The organism is Prochlorococcus marinus XMU1405 (genome assembly GCF_017696275.1).
GTDB classification, from domain to species: domain Bacteria; phylum Cyanobacteriota; class Cyanobacteriia; order PCC-6307; family Cyanobiaceae; genus Prochlorococcus_A; species Prochlorococcus_A marinus_AB.
Map to the genome: position 1 here is coordinate 145,016 of NZ_JAAORF010000003.1, position 18,126 is coordinate 163,141.

Here is an 18,126-nt window from a genome sequence, read left to right on the forward strand (position 1 = left end):
AAATAATTTTTTTACTTTTCAAATGAAATTAGTATCTATCATTATTACCTGCTTTAATTCTCAAGACACAATTAAAAGAGCTATTAATAGTGCATTAGAACAAGACTGGTCCAATACAGAAATAATAGTAATTGATGATTATTCCAAAGATTTATCTTTTAATATTTTAAGGGAAATAGCATCACGAGAATCTCGCATTTCTTTATTAAGGAATAATTCAAATTTAGGATATCCAGCATCATTAAATAAAGCCATAAAGCAAGCTAAAGGAGAATATATAGCGATTTTTGATGATGATGATGATAATGTATCAAATAGAATTTCTTTACAAGTAGAGCGTATTTTAGAATTTGAAAATAATCACTCTTACCCTCTTACACTATGTTATTCAAATAGAAATGTTTTTAAACCCGGCAAATCAGTTTACGACCATGTAGCTTACGCTATTGGAAGAAAACCACCTGAACCATTTGGAGAAGAAGTTGCAGATTATCTTTTTGGATTTCCAGTAGACGATAAAAAAACATGGGGCATGTTTGGAAGCTGCACTTTAATGGCCCGTAAAAGTGTTTTTGAGGAAATAGGAAACTTTGACGAATCATTTCGAAGATCCGCAGAGTTAGATTTTGCAATACGTGCTGCATTTAAAGGAACTTATTTTATATCTGTTAACAAACCATTAATTGGAATGCATAAAACAAAAGGTTCAGATAAAGCGGGAAATATACCACTTATTTACTCTCTTAAACTTCGCAAAAAATATATTGATTATCTCAAATCTCGTAATTTTTATTTTGCTTCGATCCTGATAGCATATTCTAACTTTTACCTTAATAAAAAAAACCGAATAATAGGAATTATTTATAGGTTATTTGCCTTTATATGTTCTCTAAATTTATTGAAAAACTTTTTAAAGAGAAAATTTAAAAATTTAAAACTTTAAAAACATAATTTATGGAATTACCTTTAATAACAATTGGCATATCATCCTATAATGCTTCTAGAACAATAGAGAGATCAGTTTGTTCAGCATTATCTCAATCATGGAGACCAATAGAAATAATAATAGTTGATGATTGTTCTAACGATGGAACATATGAGAAGCTATTAAAAATGTCATCAAAATATAAAGATATTAGAGTTTTTAAAAATAATAAAAATTATGGAATAGGATTCGTACGTAATTTAATCATAAAAAAATCGCGTGGAAAATTCTTAGCTTTTTTTGATGATGATGATGAAAGTATGCCAGATAGATTAAAATTACAATATAAAAAAATAGTAGAATATGAAAAACATCTTAACTCTTCATCTCTTGTAATTTGTCATAGTAGTCGCAATGTAATTTATCCAAATGGGAAAATAAGATTAGAAAAAGCGTTAGGGTCAAAAAATACTCATCTAATACCTTTTGGAAAATCAGTTGCCAAAAGAATTCTTTTAGGAAAACCTCTAAAAAACGGTTATGGAGCTTGTCCTACTTGTAGTCAAATGGCGAGGATTTCAACTTATCATGCAGTAGATGGATTTGACGAAAAATTTCGACGCTCAGAAGATACAGATTTATGCATTAGGCTTGCAATAAAAGGAGCTCATTTTGTAGGAATAAACCAACCACTTGTCTTACAAAAGATGACTAAAACTCCTGAAAAGAATATAGATATTGAGTTTAAATTTGCGAAAATGCTTCTTAAAAAACATAAAAACTTTATTGCCAAATACGGAAAATATGAGTTCTGTTTTGATTGGCAAAAAATTAAATATTGTTTTTACAAAAGAGACCTAAAAAAGTTTATTGCTTCTTTGTTGGTTTTGATAATGAGATATCCCAAAGAAACTTTGCTGCGTTTATTTCAATCATTAAGAAGTATCCAACTAAACATTGATTACTCACTATTTCACAAATAGATTTGTTTCAATCACTAAAATCCCAAATTAATAATGAATTGGTTTCTAAAAATTGTATTGAAAATTTTAATTAGTCGGCTACCAATTCCATACTCATTTTGGAAAACTATTGGATTTTTTAAACATGGAAAAATGGATTCGTGTGAATATGCCATTAAAATATTCAACTTGCACTTTAATAGAGCTTTCCCGAAAAAAGTTCCTATGAATTTAAAGATACTAGAATTAGGACCTGGCGATAGTATAGCTTCTGCAATTATTGGGTTTTGTCATGGTGCTTCATGTATCTATTTAGTTGATGTTGATAATTATGTGACTAAGGATTTGAATTTTTATAAACGACTTATTTCTACTTTAAAGTCTAAAGGATTAAAAACACCTAATATTTCTGAAGCAAATTCAATAGAAGATATACTAACTACTTGTAATTGTATTTATCTTACAAATGGCTTAGCCAGCTTAAAAACGTTAAGAAAAAATAGTATCGATTATGTATGGTCTCATTCAGTATTAGAACATATACGCAAATATCAGTTTTTTGAAGTCCAAAAAGAATTGAAACGATTATTAAAGCCATCTGGTCTTGCTTCACATAGTATAGATTTCCAAGATCATCTTGATTATGGTCTAAATAATCTAAGATTTTCCGAAGAAATTTGGGAGTCAAGTTTTTTTGCAAATGCTGGATTTTATACGAATAGAATACCTGCTTTAAAAATGCACTCTATCTTCGAAAAAATCGGTTTTAAAATAAAACACAAATCATTAGGCAAATGGCCAAGACTTCCTACCAAAAGATCAAGCATGCACAGAGAATTTGATATATTTTCTGATTCAGAATTAATAAATCGTACATCTTATGTTTTGCTAGAAAAATAATACTACTTCATATTGCGAAAATGATTGAAAAATAAAATTTTTTATTATGAAAAAAAAGCCCCTAATTACTATTGCAATAACCTGTTTTAATGCAGAAAAAACTATAGAGAGAGCTCTTTTAAGTGCTATAAATCAAGATTGGACGAATTTTGAAATCATTGTTGTTGACGATGCATCTACAGACTCTTCAAAAGAAATACTAAAAAAATATGAATCAAAATATATAAATATAAATGTTATTTATCAATTTAAAAATAAAGGTTGTGCCTATTCAAGAAACCAACTTATTGCAAATGCTAATGGAGATTTTATTGCCTTCTTTGATGACGATGATTTCAGTAGTTCTAAACGGATAAGGTTGCAATATGAACATCTTATAAATTATGAAAAGGTTCAAGCTACGAAATTTGTTGCTTGCTTTGCATCTGGTTTTAGAATTTATCCAAATAGTTATAAAAAAAATATCTTAGCAGTAGGAGCTTTTGGTCAGCCGCCAATTGGATTTCAAATGGTTAATTATCTTTTATTTAATGAGCGTATGAAAGGTATTGATTATGGAGCAGGAGTACCGACTTGCTCACTACTTGCACGAACTATCGTTTTAAAAAATGCAGGAGGGTTTGATTCAAAGATTAGACGTCAAGAAGATATTGACTTTGCTATTAGGCTTGCAAAAAATGGATGTCATTTTATTGGAATAAAAGAACAAGTGATTAAGCAATATGTATCTTTTACAAATGATAAAAGCGCTCTAATAGAGTATAAGAGTTCACTTTTAGTGATAGAAAAAAATAAGGATTATCTAGTATCTAAAAGATTATATAATTACATGAAATTATGGGTTAAAATAAAATTTTTTCATTTAAGCAAAAATGATTTTGTAGCTTTTTTTGTTCTTTTAGCAATCTTTTTTTCATATCCTATTAGAACTGTTAAACATTTTTCTAGATCAAGTTTTAACAGGTTTTTACATGAGCAATTTATAAATTCTACTCCCAAAAGACTTATGATAAAAAGGAATTGTGTTAAATTTTTAAATTATCTGATTAATATTTTCAACCATGAATAAAAATTCATCTTTATATGAAAATTATATAAATGATCTTAAAATTTACTCAAAGCAACCTAATGAAACTCGCTTAGTTGCAAATCAGCTATTGCGGATGCATAGTGAGATTTGCAAAAGGGAATCCCCAGTTGTTTTGGAATTAGGGGTAGATAGGGGTCAAAGTACGAAAGTTTTTCTAAATGCTATTCATAACAAACAAGAATCACATTTAATTTCGGTCGATATTCGAGATTGTTCTGAGGTCGCAGACTCAAATCTTTGGACATTTGTAAAGATGGATTCAAGTAAAGTCAACGATATTATTAAAGAGGCTCCTGTTCTCAATGATGGTATAGATGTTATTTATATAGACTCTCTTCATACACCCAAACATGTTTATAAAGAAGTTTACGGATGGTTCCCTTTTTTAAAAAAAGGTGGTGTTATTTTTTTTGATGACATAGATTCCAATCCTTATTTAAAAGGTCAAAGAAAAGATAATGTAGGAATTGAAATATCAAATAGAAAAATCCTTGAACTAATAGAATCTATTTTTTTATCTAACATAAATATTGTTAACCTTGAAATATTTAAAGGTTCAACAGGACTTGCTAGATTAGAAAAAATTTGCGAAAAAGGAATAAATCTTCAATCTCCCAAAATAATCAAAAAAAGGAATAACACTTTTTTCTGGAAACTTCTAAATATTTTTTCTAAAAGAAAGCAGTATACTCACAGTACTAAGACTAATGAAAGTTTTCTAATTGACGTTACCAAATATTAATTCTTATGTTTTATTATTTTTATACTTGTGAGAAGAAATGATTACGATTCTCTTCGCTTGTCGTAATTTCAACAACATGGCAGGAGGTGTAGAGCGCATGGCATCATTGATAATGAACGAAATGATAAAAAGAGGTCATAAAGTAGTTTTATTAACTTGGGATCCAATAAATGCAAACTCACATTACTACCTCAATCCAAAAATTCGTTGGCACAAACTTGATCTTGGATCACCTAATGAAAAAGCAAGTTGGAAATTAAGATTTAAAAGACAATTAAAAATCCGTCAAATTGTAAAAGAAATAAATCCTTCGGTAGTAATTGGATTTCAAGTAGGTACATTTCTTGCCATTCGTCTTGCTTTAATAGGCCTTTTTATTCCTACTATTGCTGCAGAACGTAATTCCCCAGATTTGTTTAAATACTCAAAAAATGGGAGAAACAAACGTTTTTTATTTTCATTAGCACTATTATTTTCCGATGTTATCACGGTTCAATTTGATAGCTATATTAAGAAATATCCTTTTTTTTTAAGATCTCGAATAATTACTATCTCAAATCCAGTTTTCCCTTGCATTCATCCATCTTTTCCTAATGAAATTAAAAAAACTTCAAAAAGAATACTTAATGTTGGGCGTCTTTCATTTCAAAAAAATCAACTTTTTTTAATTAAATCTTTTTCTTTAATTGCTTCTAAATATCCAAATTGGAATTTAACTTTAGTAGGGGAGGGAGAATATCGTAAAAAATTAGAAATATTGATTAACAAAAAAGGTTTAAGTAATCGTATTGAATTAATTGGAGCAGTTAAGAAAGTAGATTATTGGTATCAAAATAGTTCTTTTTTTGTTTTCCCCTCTTTATGGGAAGGATTCCCAAATGCCCTTGTTGAGGCTCTCAGAGAGGGTCTACCAGCTATAGGTTTAATCTCTACTTCAGGAGTTAACCAATTAATAAAAAACAAACAAAATGGCTTATTAGTGGAATCTAACGAAACCGCATTTGCATCTGCTATGGAAGAAATGATAAAGAAAAAAAATTTTAGAAAAAATGCAGGGAAAAAAGCAAGTTTTTTAATTCAAAGATTCCCTCCTAATTTAATTTTTAATCAGTGGGAAAAGTTATTTTTGAATTTGTCAAATAATTAAGTTACTAATGAAAATAGTCTTTGCTATAAAAAACCTTTCCACAGCAGTAGGGGGTGCCGAAAAAGTTCTATGTAATATTGCTTCTAATTTGGCTAATCGAGGTCATGAAGTGACAATAATAACTTTTGATCCAATAGGATCTTCCAGTTTCTATCATCTGGACTCAAAAATTAGAAGGCTTAATCTTGAAATTGGAGATAGCTCTTCAAAAGCAAATTTTCTTGAAACATTCTGTAGAATAATCGCTCTTAGAAAAGTAATCAAAGAAGAGAAGCCAAAAGTAGTTATTGGTTTTATGAATTCAATTTATGTTCTGCTTGCATTTGCACTTCAAGGGACTTCAATTCCTATAATAGCCAGTGAACATATTGTTATTGAGCATTATCAAAAGAGGGCTTTGCAATTTTTACTTTTAATTATTACTTCATTCCTAATTAATGAATACACAGTATTGTCTGATTCTATTAAAAAAAGATACCCTTTTTTGATAAAAAGGAAAATGACAATAATCCCTAATCCTATTGGGGATATCAAAATTAATAAATTAGCAAAACAAAAATCCAAAAGAAAAATTTTATTAAATATAGGAAGATTAGAACATCAAAAAGATCATTTAACCCTTATTAAAGCTTTTTCAAGAATTGCGGTTTCTTTTCCAAAATGGGATCTTAGAATTGTAGGAGAAGGCTCACTAAAAAAGGAAATAGAAAAAAAGATTATTTCATTAAATCTAATTAATAGAGTTTTTATACAAAGTTTTACTAAGGAAATTGAATTAGAATACATAAAAGCTGATTTGTTTGTAGTTCCTTCAATTTATGAATCTTTTGGATTAGTTACAGCTGAAGCGATGTCTTTTGGTATACCTTGTGTTGGTTTTGCTGATTGTCCAGGAACAAATGAACTAATTATTAATGAAAAAACTGGACTTCTAGTTAATAGCGGAGGCGATAGGTCATCCTCTTTAGCCTCAGGATTAACTCGTTTAATTTTGAATGATAAATTAAGAACTAATCTAGGTAAAGCGGGGAAAGCATTTATAGATGCAAAATTTTCTGATGAAGAGGTAACTAATTCTTGGGAACGTCTTTTGTATAATGTTATAAGAAACAAATGTTGATTTTATAATTATTTTTATTTCCAATGTGCGGAATATCTGGCTTTATTTCTCCTGATTTTGCTCAAAATAGTTTTAAAAAAACTATTTACAACATGGTTAATGAAATAGACCATAGAGGGCCGGACAGAAAGGGAATATGGTTTGATTACTATGCTGGAGTTGCGCTCGGACATAATAGGCTTTCAATAGTTGATTTATCTGAAGCTGGCAATCAGCCTATGATCTCCTCCTGTAAAAGATATTATATCGTTTTCAATGGGGAAATTTATAATCACAAATCACTGAGAGAGAAACTTCCTGATTCCATTAATTGGCAAGGGCATTCTGATACAGAAACATTAATAAATGGAATTTCTTGCTGGGGATTAAAAAATACTTTAAGAGAACTAGTGGGAATGTTTGCTTTTGCAATCTGGGACAGAAAGAAAAAGAAATTAACTCTTGTGAGAGACCGTTTAGGCGAAAAGCCTCTTTATTATGGATTTAGAGGAAATACAATGATTTTTAGTTCTGAACTTAAAGCAATTGAAACATTTCCCGAAAAATCATTAAAAATCAACAAAAATTCGCTTGGATTATATATGAGATTTGGCTATATACCTTCTCCATATTCAATATATGAAGGGATTTATAAATTGCCTCCAGGAAGTTTTGTAGAATTCACAATAGAAGATGTAAAAGAAAGATTAATTCCTTGCAGTACGCAATATTGGTCTTTGGAGTCAATAACTAAAAGACAACAATCTAATACCTTTTTAGGTACACATATCGATGCCATTGATTATCTTGAATGTCTTTTAAAAGATACAATCTCTGGACAAATGCAAGGAGATGTCCCCATAGGTGCTTTTTTATCAGGAGGTATTGATTCAAGTACAGTTGTTTCTATAATGCAAAGTCAATCTAAAAATCCTTTAAATACATTCACAGTAGGCTTTCAAGAATTTGGATATGATGAATCAAAATCAGCGAGAGCAATTTCATCTTTTATTGGAACAAACCACAATGATTTAGTTTTATCATCTGCTGAAGCGATGAAAACAATTCCATATTTACCAGAAATATATGACGAGCCTTTCTCTGATGTTTCACAAATACCAACTTTTTTAATTAGTAAATTTGCCTCTAAAAATGTAAAAGTTTGCTTATCTGGTGATGGTGGTGATGAATTGTTTTGCGGATATTCTAGACACATCGCAGGCCCAAAAATTTGGCGTATCTTTAATAAGATTCCAAAACCGATAAGAAAAATTTGTGTTAATTTTATCCATTCATTACCTCCCACCACTTGGGATCGTTTCTATTTTTTTTGTGAATATTTTTTACCTAAGCATCTCAGAATTAATTTCCCAGGGCTAAAGATTTATAAAATATCTGATTTAATAAACAATGATTCCCTTTTCGAAGTTTATATATCTCTAATATCTTCATGGAAAGCTCCTGAAGATATTATTTTAAATTATGATCCTTCTAAAGAATTTTATGATTATGAAGTTTCTAATATCAAGTTAAATGATCCACATCATCAAATGATGTATTTTGACTCTTTAATTTATTTACCAAATGATATTCTTGTGAAAGTTGACAGGGCCGCGATGTCTTCATCACTTGAGACTCGTTTACCCTTGTTAGATCACAGGATCATAGAATTCGCTTGGAGCATTCCTCTTTCAATGAAACTAAAAGATAAAAAAAGCAAATGGTTGTTAAGGCAAGTTCTTAAAAAATATTTACCTAATAATTTAATCGAAAAGCCAAAAACTGGGTTTTCTGTCCCAATTGGGGAATGGCTTAGAGGTCCCCTAAAGAATTGGGCAAATGAACTACTTGATGAAAAATTAATAGATTCCCATCAATATTTTTCTTCAAAATCAATACAACAAAAATGGAAAGAACACTTAACAGGAAGAAAGGACTGGTCAAAACAAATTTGGACTATTCTTATGTTTCAATCTTGGTTGATGAAACGGCAAAATTGATTAAAAAATAATGAATAGGATTATAAATTTTTAATTTCTAAGTTTTTAATAATTTTAATAAATATGACCTTATATATAAAAACCAAAAATATCAAATTTTGAAATTGATTGATTAACTTATAATTATTGGGATAGATTGGATATTTAATTAAATTTTGAAACTGCTTATTATTGTAAATGTTGATTGGTTCCTTTATTCTCATAGATTACCTATAATTATTGAGGCAAAACGACAGGGTTATGATGTACATATTGGCACTAAAATAACGAATTTATCTATCAAGAAAGAACTCCTAGATTATGGTTTTGTTATTCATGAAATACCTTTCGATAGAACTGGAAAGAATATTTCGAACTTAATAAAAGTAGCTCTTTCAATTCTCAAGTTGTTGATATTTCTAAAACCAAATATTCTTCACTTAATAACAATGCAACCTATAATTTTCGGTGGAATTGCTGCTAAATTATGCCGAACTAAAAAAGTTGTTTATTCAATTTCAGGCTTAGGACATGTTTTCTTATCGCATTCGTTTTTTACTTCAATCCGTAGATGGATCGTAATAAATCTTTATCGATTAGCGCTTTCTAATAAACCAAGAGTTGTGGTATTTCAAAACAAATCAGATTTTAATTTAATTAGCAAAGTATCCGCATTATCAGATTCTGAAGTAGTTCTTATACCTGGATCGGGTGTTGATGTAAATAAATATCTATTCAGTAAAATCCCAGACACTGAGCCAACAATTCTTATGGCGTCTAGACTTCTAGTTTCTAAAGGAGTAAAAGAATTTATTGAAGCTGCAAAAATCTTAAAAAGCAAAGGTATAAAAATAAAATTCCAACTTGCTGGTAAACCAGACGTTTCTAATCCTTTATCCATATCTAAAATTAAGATAGATAATTGGGTTTCCAAAGGCTATATCGAATATCTTGGATATAGGGATGACATTCATAAAATAATTCCAAAATGTCACATAGTTGTATTACCCTCATATTATCCCGAGGGATTACCAAAAATTCTTTGCGAAGCTGCAGCTTGTGGAAGACCAGTAATTACTACATATGAGCCTGGTTGCCAAGATTCAGTTGAAAATGGTGTTACGGGATTACTTATAAAATCTAGAGAATCAAAAGAGCTCGCTAACGCAATAGAAAAACTTATAAGTGATCCCGGACTTTTAAATAGTATGAGCTTAAAAGCACGAAAAAGAGCTGAAAAATTTTTTGATATTAAAAGCGTTGTTGAAAGTCATATTAAATTATATCGACATCTTTCAAATTTTAAAATTAAATAATATTGATAAAATCTTTTATATAAATATTCTTGAATTACAAATGATTTAATTTTCAAACAATCTCAAATTTGGATTTATAATTTAGGCAATAAATATATGATTACTTAATTCTTTGCGTGTTCTCATTACTGGTGCATCTGGATTTGTTGGGAGTAAAGCTTGTACTTACCTAAAGGATAATGGGCATGAAGTTTTCGCCCATAGCAGAACTTATTGCAATTTCCCACAAGAAATTAAATTAATCAGGGGTGGAAGCCTATCAAATATTTTTTCTAAACCTGAATTACTAGAAGGATTTGAATGTGTAATTCATTTAGCAGGAAGAACATATGAAACAAATAGAAGTAAGAAAAATTGTTATTCTAAATACTTTAAAGATAATGTCGAAGAAACCCTCAGATTCGCTGAATTATGTAGTAGTGCATCTATTAAAAGATTTATATTTATGAGTTCAATTAAAGTAAATGGAGAATCAACAAAAAACCGAATCCCTTTTCATGAAGAAGATATTCCAAGTCCTCAGGACTATTATGCTTTATCAAAATATGAGGCGGAATTAGGACTTCTAAAAATTGTTAAAGATTCAAAAATGGAAGTTGTTATCGTTCGGCCTCCATTAATATACGGTGATGGGGTTAAAGGATATTTTAAAACTATTTTAAAACTTATCAAACTAAGAATTCCTCTTCCATTTGGTTCATTTGTAGATAATAGAAGAAGTTTAATTTATTTAGACAATTTACTCAATTTTTTAGAAATATTAATCCAACATCCAAAAGCAGGAAATCAAATATTTGTATGCAGTGATGATACTGAGATTTCTACAGCAGATTTATTGAGAGAATTATCTTATGGAATGCATAAAAAAAACTATAATTACAATGTTCCAAAATTTTTATTATTATTATCTTATTTGATTGGTAAAGGTCAAATTTACAAAAAGCTTAACGAATCACTAGTTATTAACAATTATAAATCTAAAAAGTTGCTTGGATGGGAACCTCCTGTTAGAACATTAGATGCCCTAAAGAAAGTTTCTAATCAATTTATTAATTATCATAAAAAATTTTAAAATTAATTTAACTTTTTTCGTAATAATCTAAATACCAATCTATAAATTTCTTTATACCTGCATCAATTGAGGTACTAGGTTTAAATTTGATCCAATTTTCCAAAGATGAAGTATCTGCATAAGTTGCTTTTACATCACCAGGTTGTATGTCTTCAAATATAATTTTTGGTTTTTTGCCTAAATGTTTCTCAATGGCATTTATGTAGTCAGTTAAATTTGTAGGACTAGAATTCCCAATGTTGAAAATTTTATATGGTGACCAACTTTTATTAGGTAAAGGATTTTCATAGTTAAAGCATTCATCTGCTTTTGGAGGTTTATCTAATAAAAGCAAAATAGACTCTATTACATCATCAATATAGGTGAAGTCTCTAATCATTTTGCCATGATTAAAAACTCTGATAGGTTTGTTTTCTGAAATTAATTTTGTAAATTTAAATAAAGCCATATCAGGTCTACCCCATGGTCCGTAAACGGTAAAAAATCTCAGCCCAGTTGTTGGAAGATTAAATAAATGGCTATAAGTATGGGCTATTAGCTCGTTAGATTTTTTAGTTGCAGCATAAAGACTTATCGGATGATCAACTGAATCTGTTTCGCTAAAAGGTAACTTTTTATTGCCTCCATAAACTGAACTACTACTTGCATAAATAAAATGATCAACATTATTTATCCTCGATTCCTCTAGAATGTTACTAAACCCAACTAAATTTGACTGCACATATGCAGAGGGATTTTCTATTGAATATCTTACACCTGCCTGTGCAGCTAAATTAATAACAATTCTGATTTTTGATCCATTATAAACATTGTTAAATATCATTTTTAAATTACTCTTGCTAGCAAGATCACCTTTGAAGAATTTAAATTCTCCTTTTTCATTAAAAGAAATATTTTTAATTTTCTCGATTCGATCTTTTTTTAGAGTTTGATCATAATAATTGTTTATATTGTCAAATCCTATAACCTGAAATCCATTTTTTATTAATTTAATACATAGATGAAATCCTATAAATCCAGCTGCGCCAGTAACTAATATAACCATTTAACACCCAAATGTATTATTCAATTTAAATTATATATCACCCTAAAGATCATATGAATGAGAAAATCTTTCAGCAAAACATTTTAGAAACAACTCCAAATAATAGATTTAACTCAACTCAGTATTTATAAATATATATTTCTTATTTTAAGATTTTTAAAGTCTTTTAAAAGGAGTTAATGATAAAAAGTTTTATTGAATAAAATAAATTTTGATTATAGTCAAATATATCTGATAATCTAAGATTTAATTAGAAAAAAATATTCAGTATTAATGGCAAATAATTTGAAAATTAAAGATTCAAAAATAATACCTGTTATTTTATGTGGTGGTTCAGGAACACGTCTTTGGCCACTATCTAGAGCAAGTTTTCCAAAACAATTCATATCACTAAATTCAGATACAAAAAAGTCTTTACTCCAAAAAACTCAATTAAGAATAAGAGACTTAAAGAATCTTAGCGATCCTATTCTTATTTGCAATGAAGATCATAGATTTATAGTGGCTGAACAGATAAGAGAAATTGAAGTAGAAGAATTTTCAATTTTATTAGAACCTATTGGAAAGAATACTGCACCTGGAATAACTGTTGCAGCACTAAAAGCTTTGGAAAAAGATCCCGATCCAATATTACTAGTTCTAGCTTCCGACCATGAAATAAAAAATAATCAAATTTTTGTTAAAGCATTAAATGAAGGGATTAATTATGCTTTAAAAGATCAAATAGTTACTTTCGGTATAATTCCTAATTCTCCCGAGACTGGTTATGGCTATATAAAAGCATCGAAGCCTCTATCTGAGGAAAATCTTAAAGGAGAAAAGATAGAACAGTTTTTAGAAAAACCTGATATTAAAACAGCACAAGAGCTTATTAAGAACAAACATTATTCTTGGAATAGTGGAATATTTATTTTTAAAGCCAGAACTTTATTAAATGAGATAAGTAAATTTTCTCCTGAAATATTGACATATTGTAAAAGATCTTTAAAAAACAGTATCAAAGACTTAGATTTCCAGAGATTAAACAAAATTGATTTTGAAAAATGTCCAAATAAATCATTTGACATAGCCGTAATGGAAAAAACTGATAAAGGGATTGTTATACCTCTTAATTGCGGCTGGAATGATATTGGTAGTTGGAAAGCAATTTGGGAAAACTCAAAAAAAGATAATTGTGGAAATTATATTCAGGGGAAAGTAATCGCAGAAAAGACAAAAGACTCTTACTTAAGAAGTGAAAACAGACTTATCGTAGGTCTTGGGCTAGATAATTTAATAGTAGTCGAAACAAATGATGCAGTATTAATAGCTGATAAAAACCAATCTCAAATTGTTAAAAATATTGTTCAGAAGCTTAAAGAAAGAGAAATAATAGAAGGACAGTATCACAAAGAAGTCAAAAGACCATGGGGATCATATCTATCATTGGTTCAAGATTTAAGATGGCAAGTAAAATTAATTTTAATAAAACCTGGACAACAGTTATCTTTACAAATGCATCATCACCGCTCAGAACATTGGGTGGTTGTTTCTGGGACTGCGAAAGTAAAAATTGACGAAAAAGAAAAATTTTTAAGTGAAAATGAAAGTATTCATATTCCTCTTGGATCAAAGCATAGATTGTCTAATCCTGGAAGGATGCCTCTAAAAATAATTGAAGTACAAAGCGGATCTTATGTAGGGGAAGACGATATACAAAGATTTGCAGATGATTACGGCAGGATATAGATAAAATTTCTAAATTTAATTAAATCCCTTTGGATTTAAAGATTGCCATTTCCATCCATCTTTGCACATATCTTTGATATTTCTTTTTGGTACCCAGTTTAATAAGGAGATTATTTTTTTATTATCTGCTACCGCATTTGCAACATCTCCAATACGTCTATTACAAAAAACATATGGGATTTTGCATTTATTTACTGACTCAAATGTTTTAACTAATTCTAAAACGCTTGTCCCGATTCCAGTACCAATATTTAATTCTAAATATTGAGGTTTATTTTCTATTAAAAACTCTAATGAAGAGATATGTGCCTCAGCTAAATCCATAACATGAATATAATCTCTCACCCCTGTACCATCAAAAGTCGGCCAGTCATTTCCAAAAATTCTTAGTTCTTTATGTTTACCTTGAACAACTTTGCAAAGAATGGGGAAAATATTATTTGGTTCTCCCAATGGATCTTCTCCTATTAAGCCACTTTTATGAGCACCTATTGGATTAAAGTACCTTAAATTTGCAATGCGCCAACTAGATTCTGAACTTCCAAAAATCCCTTTTAAAATAGTTTCGATAGCTGCTTTAGTAAAACCATAAGGATTTGTTGGATTTATAGGTTCGTTCTCAGTTATAGGATTGGTTTTTGTATTTCCATAGATTGTTGCACTACTACTAAAGATTATTGTGTGGCATTTAAATTCACACATAATTTTTAGTAGATTAATTGAACCACATACATTTGAATCCCAGTACATTAAAGGATTAGCAATTGACTCACCAACTGACTTTAAACCAGCGAAATGTATTACAGCTTCAATAGGACTTTTATTTTCCCTTGCATTATTAAATACTTTTCTCATAAATGAAAGATCTCTAATATCTCCTTTTGCGAAAATTATTTTTGAATTAGGGTTCATATATTTTATTTTCTCTAGAGATTTATTTGTACTATTAATATTTGAATCAACCACAATAAGTTGATAATTTTTTTCAGTTAAACAAAGACAAGTATGACTTCCTATAAAACCAGCACCTCCAGTGACAAGAATAGTTTTCATAGATCTAAAAATATTTTTTTAACGATTTCACAAATAAATTACCCCCCCTATTTGTAGAAGTTAATAAACAATTATAGAAACATTGTTTTAATTTAGAAGAAGGGGCACTAACAATAATTGCATTACAAAGTTGAATACTGTTAAAATTTTTACTTCCTTTGTTTTTGATCTTATAAATAAAAATTTTTACAAAATTCATGAATCTTGTAAGTCTAAAATTACGAATATTAAATACTCCTCTTTGAGTTGAATAAAAATATTTCTTCACTTTTTTTTTATCTTTATTTAACGCCTCAAGACTAGCTATTTTAAAATTAATTTTAAAGTAAATTTTAAAACTATTAATAGCTATATAATTATCAAAACTATTATAAAGTTTGATTAATAATGGCAAACGACTAAATATATTTGTTCCAATCATTAAAGATCTTACTATAGACGAATTTTAATATTATATTTTTACCAAATGCTGAAAAAACATCATTAAGCTTACAAAAATTTTAAATTGGATAATAATTAACATTCAATCATTTTAACTTTAATTTACATAAATTATTATTTCATTTTTGGAAATTAAAAAATGCTAAAAAACAAGAAAATGACTTCTAAAAAAATTATTTTATAAAGTTTATAATTTTTAATATCATTTATTTACTAAAATAAAAAAAAATAAAAAAAATAAATGCAGAGGAAAGGAATAATTCTTGCGGGAGGCAGCGGCACAAGACTCGCTCCTATTACAAAAGCAATAAGTAAACAGTTAATGCCAATTTATAATAAACCAATGATTTATTATCCTCTTTCAACTTTAATGCTTTGTGGCATAAGAGAAATTCTTGTTATTACAACTCCTTTTCATAAAGAATCATTTATGAATCTTTTAGGAAATGGTGAAGATTTAGGGATTAGATTAAATTATAAAACTCAAGAAAATCCTGATGGAATTTCTCAGGCATTTATAATAGGAGAGAATTTTATTAATAATTCACCTGTAGCTTTAATACTCGGAGATAATCTTTTTAATGGTTCTGATTTAGTTAAAAAACTAAAGATAATTAACAAAAAATATTCGAAAAATACAATATTTGCCTTCCCAGTAAATGATCCAGAAAGATATGGAGTTGTTGAATTTGATGAAAATTCAAAGGTTATAAATATTGAAGAGAAACCGAAAAAGGCAAAAAGTAGATATGCAATTACAGGTCTATATTTCTATGATAAAAGCGTTGTTGAAAAAGCACATAAAATAGTTCCATCATCAAGGGGCGAATTGGAAATAACCTCATTAAATAAGCTTTATTTAGCGGAAAATAATCTTAATGTAGAAATTATGAACAGGGGTATGGCATGGCTAGACACTGGTACTTTTGATTCTCTAAATCAAGCGTCAAACTATATAAGAATTTTAGAAAAAAGACAAGGTCTTAAAATAGGTTGTCCATATGAAGTCGCATGGAGAAATAATTGGATAAGTGATGAAAAATTTAAAGAATCTGCAGTTAAATTCGAGAAAAGTGGATACGGTAATTACTTTTTAGATTTAATCAATGAAAAAATTTAGTTGATTTTTATATGGATGTACAAAAGTGTAAAACTAAAAAAGGAGTAAATATAAATGGTCCCTTATTGATCAGTCCAAATGTTTACGAGGATGAAAGAGGGTACTTCATGGAAAGTTGGAATATGAGAGCATTTAACCAAAAAATCATTAGAGATATTATTTTCGTACAAGACAACCATTCAAAATCCAAAAAAAATGTACTAAGAGGGTTACATTATCAAATGCCTCCATATGATCAAGGTAAATTAGTAAGGTGCATCAAAGGCGAGATATTTGATGTCTTCGTTGACTTAAGGATTAATTCAGAAACCTTTTTATTATGGGCTGGGGAATATCTTAATGACAAAAATAAAAGTCAATTATGGATCCCCTCTGGATTTGCCCATGGTTTTCTAACTATCACAGATACCGCAGAAGTACTTTATAAGACAACAAATTATTGGTCTAAAGATCATGAACATACTATAAAATGGGATGACAACTCTATTAATATTGAATGGCCCTTGAATGGGAACTTGCCAATACAGTCTGATAAAGACAAAAATGCTGAAAATCTAAATGAAATTTCCATTAAAAAATTATTTAAAAATGATATTTAATTTCTTATGAAAGTTTTACTTACTGGAGAATCTGGTCAGCTTGGAAAAATAATAAAATTAACAAAGCCTGAAAATGTAAATTTAATTTACAATAATAGACAAAATTTCAACCTAAATAATCATGAAAATTGTAAACGATTTATAAAGAAATATAAACCTGATTGGGTTATTAATACTGCTGCTTATACAAACGTTGACATGGCAGAAAAAGAAAAAGAAATTGCTTATTCAATAAACGCATTAGGTCCTAAGGCTATTGCTGAGGCGCTTGAAGAAACAAAAGGACGTCTTTTACATATAAGTACCGATTATGTTTTTAATGGGGAACAAAATCATCCCTATACCACTAATCAGCCAGTCTCACCTATAGGAATCTATGGGAATTCCAAAGCACTTGGTGAAAAATATATTAGTAATATTTTAGGAATAAAAAACAAGTGTTTTATTATTAGAACAAGTTGGTTATCTGGACCAATAGGTAATAATTTTGTTTTAAAGATCCTCAATCTTCATAAAAACAAAGATGAGATTTCAGTCGTTTCAGATCAATTTGGTAAGCCAACTAGCACTATTAATCTAGCAAAAGTTTGTTGGGCATTAATTCAAAATTCTTTTTTAGATCCAAACTTAAAAAATTATCCAGAAATTATGCATTGGAGCGATGAAGGAGTAACCAGTTGGTATGAGATAGCATATAGACTTGGACAATTAGGTGAAGAATATAGCTTATTTACCAAAGCTGCAAAAGTCATTCCTATCTCTTCCTCTAACTATGATAGCCTGGCAAAAAGACCTCCTTATTCGGTGTTAGATTGTACTACCACCAAGAAGATATTAAATTTAGAAGGAATGCATTGGCGTGTTGCTTTAAAGGAAATTATCAAACACCCATTATTTAAAATGTAAAT

At 29.0% G+C, this 18,126-nt stretch carries 16 protein-coding genes; 14 read left to right on the forward strand and 2 right to left on the reverse strand.

Features of this window, described 5'->3' with window-relative positions:
* Nucleotides 1-22: 22 nt before the first annotated feature.
* The 10 genes from HA148_RS06805 (at nucleotide 23) to HA148_RS06850 (ending at nucleotide 11,232) form a co-directional block, all read left to right on the forward strand.
* Nucleotides 23-943 carry a glycosyltransferase family 2 protein gene (locus tag HA148_RS06805; protein ID WP_209131342.1) on the forward strand — a complete coding sequence of 307 codons (921 nt, stop codon included), beginning with the start codon at nucleotides 23-25 and terminating at the stop codon, nucleotides 941-943.
* An 11-nt stretch (nucleotides 944-954) separates the two neighbouring features.
* On the forward strand, nucleotides 955-1,908 hold the full coding sequence (locus HA148_RS06810) for a glycosyltransferase family 2 protein (protein WP_209131344.1): 954 nt from the start codon (nucleotides 955-957) through the stop codon (nucleotides 1,906-1,908).
* A gap of 204 nt (nucleotides 1,909-2,112) precedes the next feature.
* Nucleotides 2,113-2,787 carry a methyltransferase domain-containing protein gene (locus HA148_RS06815; protein ID WP_209131346.1) on the forward strand — a complete coding sequence of 225 codons (675 nt, stop codon included), beginning with the start codon at nucleotides 2,113-2,115 and terminating at the stop codon, nucleotides 2,785-2,787.
* Between the two features lie 46 nt (nucleotides 2,788-2,833).
* Nucleotides 2,834-3,856: a glycosyltransferase gene (locus HA148_RS06820; protein WP_209131349.1), complete on the forward strand. Its 1,023-nt coding sequence runs from the start codon at nucleotides 2,834-2,836 to the stop codon at nucleotides 3,854-3,856.
* Nucleotides 3,849-4,619 (forward strand): class I SAM-dependent methyltransferase, encoded by a 771-nt coding sequence (locus HA148_RS06825; protein WP_209131351.1) that lies wholly within the window; start codon nucleotides 3,849-3,851, stop codon nucleotides 4,617-4,619. The genes HA148_RS06820 and HA148_RS06825 overlap by 8 nt, the downstream gene beginning before the upstream one ends.
* Nucleotides 4,620-4,656: 37 nt before the next feature.
* Nucleotides 4,657-5,766 carry a glycosyltransferase family 4 protein gene (locus HA148_RS06830; RefSeq protein WP_209131353.1) on the forward strand — a complete coding sequence of 370 codons (1,110 nt, stop codon included), beginning with the start codon at nucleotides 4,657-4,659 and terminating at the stop codon, nucleotides 5,764-5,766.
* Between the two features lie 7 nt (nucleotides 5,767-5,773).
* Nucleotides 5,774-6,886 (forward strand): glycosyltransferase family 4 protein, encoded by a 1,113-nt coding sequence (locus HA148_RS06835; protein ID WP_209131355.1) that lies wholly within the window; start codon nucleotides 5,774-5,776, stop codon nucleotides 6,884-6,886.
* Between the two features lie 23 nt (nucleotides 6,887-6,909).
* Nucleotides 6,910-8,865: an asparagine synthase (glutamine-hydrolyzing) gene (gene asnB / locus HA148_RS06840; RefSeq protein ID WP_209131357.1), complete on the forward strand. Its 1,956-nt coding sequence runs from the start codon at nucleotides 6,910-6,912 to the stop codon at nucleotides 8,863-8,865.
* 155 nt (nucleotides 8,866-9,020) lie between these two features.
* A complete protein-coding gene (locus HA148_RS06845; RefSeq protein WP_209131359.1) occupies nucleotides 9,021-10,160 on the forward strand; it encodes a glycosyltransferase family 4 protein in 1,140 nt (379 codons plus the stop codon).
* 112 nt (nucleotides 10,161-10,272) lie between these two features.
* Entirely contained in the window at nucleotides 10,273-11,232 is a 960-nt protein-coding gene (locus tag HA148_RS06850; protein WP_209131361.1) for an NAD-dependent epimerase/dehydratase family protein, read from the forward strand.
* A 7-nt stretch (nucleotides 11,233-11,239) separates the two neighbouring features.
* Here HA148_RS06850 and HA148_RS06855 read toward each other — a convergent pair whose 3' ends face one another.
* Nucleotides 11,240-12,277 (reverse strand): SDR family NAD(P)-dependent oxidoreductase, encoded by a 1,038-nt coding sequence (locus HA148_RS06855; RefSeq protein ID WP_209131364.1) that lies wholly within the window; start codon nucleotides 12,275-12,277, stop codon nucleotides 11,240-11,242.
* Nucleotides 12,278-12,550: 273 nt separating this feature from the next.
* Between HA148_RS06855 and HA148_RS06860 the strand changes: the two genes are divergently transcribed.
* Nucleotides 12,551-14,005 (forward strand): mannose-1-phosphate guanylyltransferase/mannose-6-phosphate isomerase, encoded by a 1,455-nt coding sequence (locus HA148_RS06860; RefSeq protein WP_209131366.1) that lies wholly within the window; start codon nucleotides 12,551-12,553, stop codon nucleotides 14,003-14,005.
* Nucleotides 14,006-14,020: 15 nt separating this feature from the next.
* Here HA148_RS06860 and galE read toward each other — a convergent pair whose 3' ends face one another.
* The gene (gene galE, locus HA148_RS06865; RefSeq protein WP_209131368.1) at nucleotides 14,021-15,058 is read right to left on the reverse strand and encodes a UDP-glucose 4-epimerase GalE; all 1,038 of its coding nucleotides are present in this window, start codon (nucleotides 15,056-15,058) and stop codon (nucleotides 14,021-14,023) included.
* A gap of 682 nt (nucleotides 15,059-15,740) precedes the next feature.
* On the opposite strand from galE, the gene rfbA reads away from it, so the two are divergent.
* Genes rfbA through rfbD form a run of 3 tightly spaced genes read left to right on the forward strand, consistent with a single transcriptional unit; the run spans nucleotide 15,741 to nucleotide 18,124 of the window.
* Nucleotides 15,741-16,619 carry a glucose-1-phosphate thymidylyltransferase RfbA gene (rfbA, locus tag HA148_RS06870; protein ID WP_209131371.1) on the forward strand — a complete coding sequence of 293 codons (879 nt, stop codon included), beginning with the start codon at nucleotides 15,741-15,743 and terminating at the stop codon, nucleotides 16,617-16,619.
* A gap of 11 nt (nucleotides 16,620-16,630) precedes the next feature.
* Complete coding sequence (rfbC, locus tag HA148_RS06875; protein WP_209131373.1) at nucleotides 16,631-17,218, forward strand: dTDP-4-dehydrorhamnose 3,5-epimerase; 588 nt, start codon at nucleotides 16,631-16,633, stop codon at nucleotides 17,216-17,218.
* A gap of 6 nt (nucleotides 17,219-17,224) precedes the next feature.
* Complete coding sequence (gene rfbD, locus HA148_RS06880) at nucleotides 17,225-18,124, forward strand: dTDP-4-dehydrorhamnose reductase (protein ID WP_209131375.1); 900 nt, start codon at nucleotides 17,225-17,227, stop codon at nucleotides 18,122-18,124.
* Nucleotides 18,125-18,126 lie beyond the last annotated feature (2 nt).

Excerpts from the sequence above, each read along its gene's own strand:
- rfbC (WP_209131373.1), top strand. The coding sequence starts at position 16,631 with ATGGATGTACAAAAGTGTAAAACTAAAAAAGGAGTAAATATAAATGGT.
- galE (WP_209131368.1), bottom strand. The coding sequence starts at position 15,058 with ATGAAAACTATTCTTGTCACTGGAGGTGCTGGTTTTATAGGAAGTCAT.
- asnB (WP_209131357.1), top strand. The coding sequence starts at position 6,910 with ATGTGCGGAATATCTGGCTTTATTTCTCCTGATTTTGCTCAAAATAGT.
- rfbD (WP_209131375.1), top strand. The coding sequence starts at position 17,225 with ATGAAAGTTTTACTTACTGGAGAATCTGGTCAGCTTGGAAAAATAATA.
- HA148_RS06860 (WP_209131366.1), top strand. The coding sequence starts at position 12,551 with ATGGCAAATAATTTGAAAATTAAAGATTCAAAAATAATACCTGTTATT.
- rfbA (WP_209131371.1), top strand. The coding sequence starts at position 15,741 with ATGCAGAGGAAAGGAATAATTCTTGCGGGAGGCAGCGGCACAAGACTC.
- HA148_RS06830 (WP_209131353.1), top strand. The coding sequence starts at position 4,657 with ATGATTACGATTCTCTTCGCTTGTCGTAATTTCAACAACATGGCAGGA.
- HA148_RS06805 (WP_209131342.1), top strand. The coding sequence starts at position 23 with ATGAAATTAGTATCTATCATTATTACCTGCTTTAATTCTCAAGACACA.
- HA148_RS06835 (WP_209131355.1), top strand. The coding sequence starts at position 5,774 with ATGAAAATAGTCTTTGCTATAAAAAACCTTTCCACAGCAGTAGGGGGT.
- HA148_RS06855 (WP_209131364.1), bottom strand. The coding sequence starts at position 12,277 with ATGGTTATATTAGTTACTGGCGCAGCTGGATTTATAGGATTTCATCTA.
- HA148_RS06825 (WP_209131351.1), top strand. The coding sequence starts at position 3,849 with ATGAATAAAAATTCATCTTTATATGAAAATTATATAAATGATCTTAAA.
- HA148_RS06810 (WP_209131344.1), top strand. The coding sequence starts at position 955 with ATGGAATTACCTTTAATAACAATTGGCATATCATCCTATAATGCTTCT.
- HA148_RS06820 (WP_209131349.1), top strand. The coding sequence starts at position 2,834 with ATGAAAAAAAAGCCCCTAATTACTATTGCAATAACCTGTTTTAATGCA.
- HA148_RS06815 (WP_209131346.1), top strand. The coding sequence starts at position 2,113 with ATGAATTTAAAGATACTAGAATTAGGACCTGGCGATAGTATAGCTTCT.